This window comes from Rhizobacter sp. P3_C12 (assembly GCF_056402735.1).
In genome coordinates, this window is sequence record NZ_JBFUGW010000294.1 from 1 (window position 1) to 7,193 (window position 7,193).

The window sequence follows — 7,193 nt, forward strand, 5'->3', positions numbered from 1 at the left end:
GCTCCACCGCGCGCAGCAGCGCGGCCCCGGCGGCATTCAGCGCGATGCGCCGCCCGCGGCGGTCGAACAGCTCGAAGCCCAGCTGCTCCTCGAGCAGCTTGATCTGCTGGCTGACGGCGCTGTGGGTCAGGCTCAGCTCCTCGGCCGCGGCGCGCAGGTTGGACAGGCGGGCGACGGCGCGGAACGCCGGGAGCGTGTTCAGTGGCAGGCGATGGTTCGGCATGACTGGTAAGCATAGCTGACCAATTGGCGCTGAACAAATCGATTCCTTCCCAGGGTGCCGCCTTCTATGCTTACCAGCACTCGATCAAGAAGGAGCCCACCATGTCGACGCCGCAAGTGTTTCAGCCGAGCCTGCCCCTGTGCCGTCCGGTCGCCGTGCGCTGGGCGGATCGCTGGCGCGAGGCCTTGCTCGCGCCGGTCGAGGCGTGGCAGCGTTGGAGGGAGGGCCGGCAGCGCGAGCACCGCTACGACGCCGTGCTCGACCTGAACCCGCGCACGCTGCGAGACATCGGCGCGCCCGAGTGGGTGGTGTCGCACGCGCAGAGCCGGCGCGAGGTCGAAGCGCACCGCGTCGACGAATTCCACCTCGGCGTGCGCGAACTGCCGTCGCGCTGGTGACCTGGGGTCGGACCTGGGTCAGACCCGGTTCAGCGACAGGCCTGACGTGCTGCGCAGACGCTCGATCAGGTGTTGCGCAATCTGCGTCAGCGGCAGCACCTCGTGCGCCGCGCCGGCGTTGATCGCCTCGCGCGGCATGCCGAACACCACGCAGCTGGCCTCGTCCTGCACCAGGTTGTAGCTGCCGGCGTCGCGCAACTCACGCATCGCCTTCGCGCCGTCGGCGCCCATGCCGGTCAGCATGATGCCGAGCGCGTTCGGGCCGACGACGCGCGCCGCCGACTTGAACAGCACCTCGACCGACGGCTTGTGCCGGTTCACCGGCTCGCCGTCCTGCACGCGGGCGATGTAGTTCGCGCCGCTGCGCTCCACGCTCAGGTGCAGCCCGCCCGGGGCGATGTAGGCATGGCCGGGCAGCACGCGTTCGCCGTCCTGCGCTTCCTTCACGCGGATGCGGCACAGGCCGTCCAGCCGCGCCGCGTAGCTGCGCGTGAAGCCGGGCGGCATGTGCTGCGTGATCATCACCGCCGGGCAGTCCGGCGGCAGGTTGACCAGCACTTCCTTGGTCGCCTCGGTGCCGCCGGTGGAGGCGCCGATGAAGATGATCTTCTCGGTCGACAGCCGGCCGAGCGAGGCCATCGGGGCGGCCGGGCGAACCGGCGCGGCCGTGCCGTCGGCCGGCGCGCTCGCCGGCACGTGCAGCTTGCGGATGTGGGCCTTCGACGCGATGCGCACCTTGTCGGTGATGTCCTCGGCCAGCAGGCGCAGGCCGTCGGCGACGCCGATCTTCGGCTTCGCGACGAAATCGATCGCGCCGAGCTCGAGCGCGCGCAGCGTCACGTCGGCGCCGCGCTCGGTCAGCGTCGACACCATCACCACCGGCATCGGGCGCAGCCGCATCAGCTTGCTGAGGAAGTCGATGCCATCCATGCGCGGCATCTCGACGTCGAGCGTGATCACGTCCGGGTTCAGGTTGCGGATCATCTCGCGCGCCACCAGCGGATCGCTGGCCGCGCCGATGCACTCCATGTCGGGTTGCCGGTTGATGATCTCGGTGAGCAGGCTGCGCACCAAGGCCGAATCGTCCACCACCACCACGCGTGTCTTTGCCATGTTCGTGCCTTGCAGGTTGTCTCGCGGTCGTTTGTCGTTGTCTGTCAGAACAGGTCCACCGAGCCGCCGCCGGTCGCGGCGGGCACGGCCTTCTGCGCGGCGACGCGGTCCTGCTGCACCAGCGCATCGGTGTGGGCCGGCGCCAGGCGCTTGACCATCGCCTTGCCGCTGCCGGGCAGGAAGCAGACCTTGCGCGGGTAGATGTCGAGCACGTCCTTCGACACGATCGGGATGCGCTCGGTCTTCAGGTAGTCGATCACGAAGCTGGTGTTGCGCTCGCCGACGTTCATCGTGTTCATGCCGCTGATGACCTGGCCGCCGCCGAACACCTTGGCTTCCATCGTCATGCGGCTCGCGCCGCGCTTCATCATCTCGTTGATCAGCAGTTCCATCGCGTACGAACCGTAGCGGCCCGAGTCGCCGGCACCGTCGGGCAGCATGAAGTGGTTCATGCCGCCGACCTTCGCGTTGCGGTCCCACAGGCAGGCGGCGATGCACGAGCCGAGCGTGGTCATGATCAGCATGTCCTCGTCGTGCACGAAGTACTCGCCGGGCAGGATCTTGACGGCGTCGTTCTTGAAGTGCGCGTCGTAGAAGAAGAACGAGGCCTCTCCCGGCTTGCGCGGCGCGCCCTTCAGGCGATCGAGCCGGGAGCCGGCCGCGGGGGTGTTGGAGCTGATCAAGGCCATGGTCTTTCCATATCGGCGGGCTGCGGGGGGTGCTTGAGCAGGCTCAGACCCGTTCGTAGACCGTCTTGCCGCGCAGGCGGAAGATGTCCTTGGACTCCGTGAAATTCTCCGAGTGCCCGACGAACAGCAGGCTGCCGGGCTTCATCACGCCGTGGATGCGTTCCAGCACCTTGCGCTGCGTCGGCGCGTCGAAATAGATCATCACGTTGCGGCAGAACACGATGTCGAACGGCTCGCCGAGCGACCAGCGCGCGTCCATCAGGTTGTGCACCCGGAACTCGATCATGCGCGCCAGCTCGGGCTTGACGCGGATGAAGCCGCTGTTGTCGCCCTTGCCGCGCAGGAAGTGGGCGCGGTGGTGGTTGGCGGTCAGCCCGCGCGCATCGGCCGGGTAGACGCCGCGGCCGGCGGTGGCGAGCACATTGGTGTCGATGTCGCTCGCGACGATGCGCACCGCGCTGTGGCCGAGCGCCTCGGCGCAGGTCATCGCGATCGAATAGGGTTCTTCGCCGGTCGATGCGGCGTTGCACCAGACGCGCAGCGACTGGCCGGCGCGCGCCTTCAGGTCGGAGGCGAGCGCATGGAAGTGGTGTTCCTCGCGGAAGAACGAGGTCAGGTTGGTCGTCAGGCAGTTCACGAACTCCTGCCATTCGCGGTCGGCCTGCGGGCCGCTGGCGCCTTCGAGCCACTGCAGGTAGCTGCCGAAGCTGCGCTGGCCGGTCTCGCGCAGGCGGCGCGACAGCCGGCTGTAGACCATCGCCTGCTTGCCCGCATGCAGGCTGATGCCGGCGCGCTGGTAGATCAGCTGGCGCACGCGTTCGAAATCGGCCGTGCCGAAGCTGAACTCCTGGTCGGATGCGTTGCGCAGCGCGGCGAGTTCGGCAGGGGACGCAGCACTCATGAAGTCTCCAGAGATCGTTCGGATGTTGTTCGAGACGGGACCAGCGGACTCCGATGCAGCCACCTCCACGACTTATCGGCTGCCAGTCTGCGGAGCTTGAGATCCCGCGAACGCGGGAGATGGGTGCCAATCACCGCGTATTTCCCCGGCGGGCGTGAATATGTCCGCTGCTAGACTGAATCCATACAGCCCCGGGCTCGACGTGTCCACATCTCCAGCAGTACCCGCAACGCCTGACCCGACTCCCGCACCCCAACTGCGGCTGGCCGCAGCGTTGCAACTGCTCGGCCAGTCGGGGCATCCGCTGCCGGATTTCGCGCAGGTGGGCCAGACGGTGTGGCTGCAGTCGGTGATCGATGCGCTGTGCGACCTGTCCAGCCGCGACGCGCTGACCGGGCTGTCGAACCGCCGCCAGTTCGAGCTGGCGCTCGCCCGCGAGATCGACCGCGTGGCGCGCGCCGGCGAGCCGGCCCTGGTGCTGATGGTCGACATCGACCGTTTCAAGCTGGTCAACGACACGCACGGCCACGCGGCCGGCGACCTGGTGCTGAAGGCCGTGGCCGCCTCGCTGATGAGCTGCGTGCGGCCGATGGACACCGTGGCCCGCTTCGGCGGTGAAGAATTCGCGATCATCCTGCCCAACTGCCCGCCGGCCTTCGGCCAGATGGTGGCCGAGCGCATCCGCAGCAAGGTCGAGGGCACGCCGGTCACGGTGGCGCGGCGGCAATCGCTGACGGTCACGATCAGCCTCGGCGGGGCGTTCGCGCCGCAGTGGGTGCGCTCTTCGGCCACGCTGTGGATCGAACGCGCCGACCAGCAGCTCTACCGCGCCAAGCGCGAAGGCCGCAACCGCGCCTGCCTCGAGCAGCCGCCGGTGTCGCTGGTCAGCGCCGAGGAAAAGGGCATGCTGTTCAATACCTCGCAGTTCCAGGACATTGAGTAACTCATGGGATCAGCTTCGTTGAACGCTTCGCCGGCCGAGCGCCGGGCCGCTCCCAAGCCGGCCGGCATCCCCTCGGGGGATCGGCGGACGTACTCGTCCGACGAGGGGCTGTCATGACGGCGCGCACCATGGCCGTGACCAGCGGCAAGGGTGGCGTGGGCAAGACCTTCGTGTCGGCCAACCTCGCGGCCGCCCTGGCGCGCCGCGGTGAACGGGTTCTGGTGCTCGACGCCGACCTCGGCCTGGCCAACCTCGACGTCGTGCTGAACCTGTTCCCGAAGATCACGCTGCACGACGTGTTCACCGGCAAGTCGAAGCTGGAAGACGCGATCCTGCCGGCGCCGGGCGGTTTCTCGGTGCTGCTGGCCGGATCCGGCCTGGTCGAGTACTCGCGGCTCACTGCCGAGATCCGCGAACAGCTGCTGAAGATCATCGAGACCGTGGCACCGCGCTACGACCGCATCCTGCTCGACACCGGCGCCGGCATCTCCGACGTGGTGCTGTACGCCGTTTCGCTGGCCGACGACGTGCTGGTCGTCGCGACGCCCGAACCCACCTCGCTGACCGATGCCTACGCGACCATCAAGGTGCTCGCGACGCAGCAGCAGCGCACGAAGATCTCGCTGGTGGTGAACCAGGTCAATCGCGCCGGCGAAGGCCGCGTGATCCGCGGGCAGCTGCAGCAGGTGGTCGACAAGTTCGTCGCGCCGCAGCTGGCCGGGCCCGACCCGTCGCTGAAGCTCGAGCTGCTGGGCGAGGTGCCGATCGATCCCTCGGTGCGCGAGGCGGTGCAGAAGCGGCAGCTGCTGCTCGAATCGCTGCCCGGTTGCGAGGCCGCCAAGGCGATCGTCGCGATCGCCGCCAAGCTCGCAATGCCGTGAGCGAGGCCGCACCCGAATCCAAGCCCGCCACGCCGTTCGAATGGGTCGGTGGCGAGAGCGTCGTGCGCGCGCTGGTCGATCGCTTCTACGACCTGATGGACCTGGAGCCCGGCTATGCCGCGCTGCGCGCCGCGCACGGGCCCAGCCTGGACTCCGCGCGCGACAAGCTGTTCTGGTTCCTGTGCGGCTGGCTCGGCGGGCCGCAGCATTACGTGGAGCGCTTCGGCCACCCGATGCTGCGGGCGCGCCACCTGCCGTTCTCGATCGGCATCCTGGAGCGCGACCAGTGGCTCGCCTGCATGCACCAGGCGATGCAGGAGACCGGGCTCGACCCGGCGCTGATCACGCGTTTGCGCGAATCCTTCTTCCAGACCGCGGACTGGATGCGCAACAAGGGCGTTTGAGGCGCCCTTGTTGTCGCTGTCAGCGAGTGTGCGAGACGCGCACCGCGTGCTGGCCGCGGTGATGATGCTGACGCGCAAGGTCGACTGGTACAGCCGACTGCAGAGCCAACCCACCGCCCAGCCTGAAACGCCATGAACACATTCACCTTCCGCCCCCACTGGCTGCTCGCCGCCCTGGCGCTGCTGGCCGTCGAAGTGGCCATCGCCCGCTATGTGCCACCGGGCGTATTGCGCGGCTTTGGCGGCGACGTGCTGGTGGTTGTGCTGGTGTACGCCTTGCTGCGGACCTGCGTGGTACAGCCGGCCGCGCGGCTGGCGCTGTGGGCGCTGTTGTTCGCATGTGCAATTGAGGGACTGCAAGGCTTGGGCATGGTCGACGTGCTGGGCCTGCACGGGCAGACAGTGCTGCACCGCGTTCTGCGCATCGCACTGGGCTCCACCTTCGACGTGTGGGATCTGGTGGCCTACGGGTGTGGTTGGGCGATCTGCCGCGCGCTCGATCTGCTCAAGACAAACATCTGCGGGCTGGGGGAATCGGGGGTTAAAAGCGGTTCGTGAACTCGGTAAACGAGGCATGCGAGGACGATTGTTCGCAGGTGAGGCTCCCGGCTCCGGCGACAATCGACAGATGACACTCGTACCGCGGGAAGTGCAAACATGAAAAGAGAGCTGCTGCCATTTGTCGTTGGGCTTTTGAGCCTCTGCCATGGCACCTTCGCGCAAGCCGAGGAGAAGCTGGCACAGATTCTCTTCGTGGCCAGCAAGAACTTGTCTTCTACGCTGTTCACGGTGACGCCAGAAGCGCGCTGCGTGGCCGAAGATTCGGGGATGAGGTTCAGTTTCCACGCGAACACGACCGAGCCCGAACAGTTGGGCTTGGGCCAAGGCGTTCCCTTCATCATCGCCGCCGGCCCGCCGAAAGGACAGCGTGGTTGCTCCCAGCGTGTCCTGTTCATCCCTCAGAAAAGGCTGAAGTATGTGGCGGTGTTCCACGCCGCAGAAGGCAGCGAAAGCTGCAGCCTCGACGTGGTTGCAGTGCCTGTCAACGAGGTCGTCGAGAGGCTCCAGCGGCAGGACGTCAGCTGGGGCGCGCGCAAGGCAGCTACGCAGATCCCGGAACCTTGCACGCCGTAAGCCGTTGGGCTGGTGGCCAGTCGTTCGAAGTCGGAGACGACAGGCCAGCCAGGTACCCGTAGGCACCGCAGGATCATCCTCAGGCTGTGCCCGGCGCCGCGCACGGGCCCTGCTGCGCAACAGGGGCGTCTGAGCGCCCTTGTTGCCGGGGTCCGCTGGGAATCAGCGGGCCTGGTTCATCCGCACCGCGTTCAGACCATCGGACAACCCCAATTCGAAGCTGCCGCCGGTCGGCAGGTCGGCGCTCGACAGCGTGACGCTGCCACCGCGCAGGTCCTGCGCCAGGGTGCGGCGCTGCTCGGTGCCGACCCAGGTCACGGTCAGGTACGGGTGACGCGCTGCATCCCAGGTGAGCGTCAGCGCACCGCCGCTTTCCTGCACCTGCACCCGCGGAGCCGACACCGCCTGCGCGCGCACGGCGGTGCTGGCGGCCCTGGCCTGGGAGTTCAGCAGCGTCTTGCCGCCTTGCAGCACGGTGATGCCCTGGATCGCGCCCGGGTTCGGGAT

Annotated in this window: 12 protein-coding genes; 7 read left to right on the forward strand and 5 right to left on the reverse strand. The window is 67.8% G+C overall.

The features are described from left to right. Positions 1-223: LysR family transcriptional regulator (locus AC1DXV_RS28820; RefSeq protein WP_477936842.1), on the reverse strand; the 223-nt coding region annotated here is incomplete at its 3' end. A 101-nt stretch (positions 224-324) separates the two neighbouring features. Here AC1DXV_RS28820 and AC1DXV_RS28825 point away from each other — a divergent pair. Next, on the forward strand, positions 325-621 hold the full coding sequence (locus AC1DXV_RS28825; RefSeq protein WP_477864673.1) for a hypothetical protein: 297 nt from the start codon (positions 325-327) through the stop codon (positions 619-621). An 18-nt stretch (positions 622-639) separates the two neighbouring features. Here the strand turns inward: AC1DXV_RS28825 and AC1DXV_RS28830 are convergent, their stop codons facing one another. Genes AC1DXV_RS28830 through AC1DXV_RS28840 form a run of 3 tightly spaced genes read right to left on the reverse strand, consistent with a single transcriptional unit; the run spans position 640 to position 3,324 of the window. After that, on the reverse strand, positions 640-1,734 hold the full coding sequence (locus tag AC1DXV_RS28830; protein WP_477864672.1) for a protein-glutamate methylesterase/protein-glutamine glutaminase: 1,095 nt from the start codon (positions 1,732-1,734) through the stop codon (positions 640-642). 44 nt (positions 1,735-1,778) lie between these two features. Further along, positions 1,779-2,423: a chemoreceptor glutamine deamidase CheD gene (cheD, locus tag AC1DXV_RS28835; protein ID WP_477936844.1), complete on the reverse strand. Its 645-nt coding sequence runs from the start codon at positions 2,421-2,423 to the stop codon at positions 1,779-1,781. A gap of 43 nt (positions 2,424-2,466) precedes the next feature. Continuing rightward, entirely contained in the window at positions 2,467-3,324 is an 858-nt protein-coding gene (locus AC1DXV_RS28840; protein WP_477864670.1) for a CheR family methyltransferase, read from the reverse strand. Between the two features lie 280 nt (positions 3,325-3,604). Here AC1DXV_RS28840 and AC1DXV_RS28845 point away from each other — a divergent pair, with 280 nt between their 5' ends. From AC1DXV_RS28845 to AC1DXV_RS28870, 6 genes are all read left to right on the forward strand, one after another. Continuing rightward, a complete protein-coding gene (locus AC1DXV_RS28845) occupies positions 3,605-4,267 on the forward strand; it encodes a GGDEF domain-containing protein (protein ID WP_477864684.1) in 663 nt (220 codons plus the stop codon). 113 nt (positions 4,268-4,380) lie between these two features. Continuing rightward, complete coding sequence (locus AC1DXV_RS28850; RefSeq protein ID WP_477864669.1) at positions 4,381-5,148, forward strand: MinD/ParA family protein; 768 nt, start codon at positions 4,381-4,383, stop codon at positions 5,146-5,148. After that, positions 5,145-5,552, forward strand: a complete 408-nt coding sequence (locus tag AC1DXV_RS28855) for a group II truncated hemoglobin (RefSeq protein ID WP_477864668.1) — start codon at positions 5,145-5,147, stop codon at positions 5,550-5,552. The genes AC1DXV_RS28850 and AC1DXV_RS28855 overlap by 4 nt, the downstream gene beginning before the upstream one ends. 7 nt (positions 5,553-5,559) lie before the next feature. After that, positions 5,560-5,688: a hypothetical protein gene (locus AC1DXV_RS28860; protein ID WP_477936846.1), complete on the forward strand. Its 129-nt coding sequence runs from the start codon at positions 5,560-5,562 to the stop codon at positions 5,686-5,688. Further along, entirely contained in the window at positions 5,685-6,110 is a 426-nt protein-coding gene (locus tag AC1DXV_RS28865; protein WP_477864667.1) for a DUF2809 domain-containing protein, read from the forward strand. Before AC1DXV_RS28860 ends, AC1DXV_RS28865 begins: the two co-directional genes overlap by 4 nt. Before the next feature lie 99 nt (positions 6,111-6,209). Further along, positions 6,210-6,686 carry a hypothetical protein gene (locus AC1DXV_RS28870; protein WP_477864666.1) on the forward strand — a complete coding sequence of 159 codons (477 nt, stop codon included), beginning with the start codon at positions 6,210-6,212 and terminating at the stop codon, positions 6,684-6,686. A 162-nt stretch (positions 6,687-6,848) separates the two neighbouring features. Here AC1DXV_RS28870 and AC1DXV_RS28875 read toward each other — a convergent pair. Then, positions 6,849-7,193 (reverse strand): hypothetical protein (locus tag AC1DXV_RS28875; RefSeq protein ID WP_477936848.1); only part of this gene is annotated, 345 nt, incomplete at its 5' end.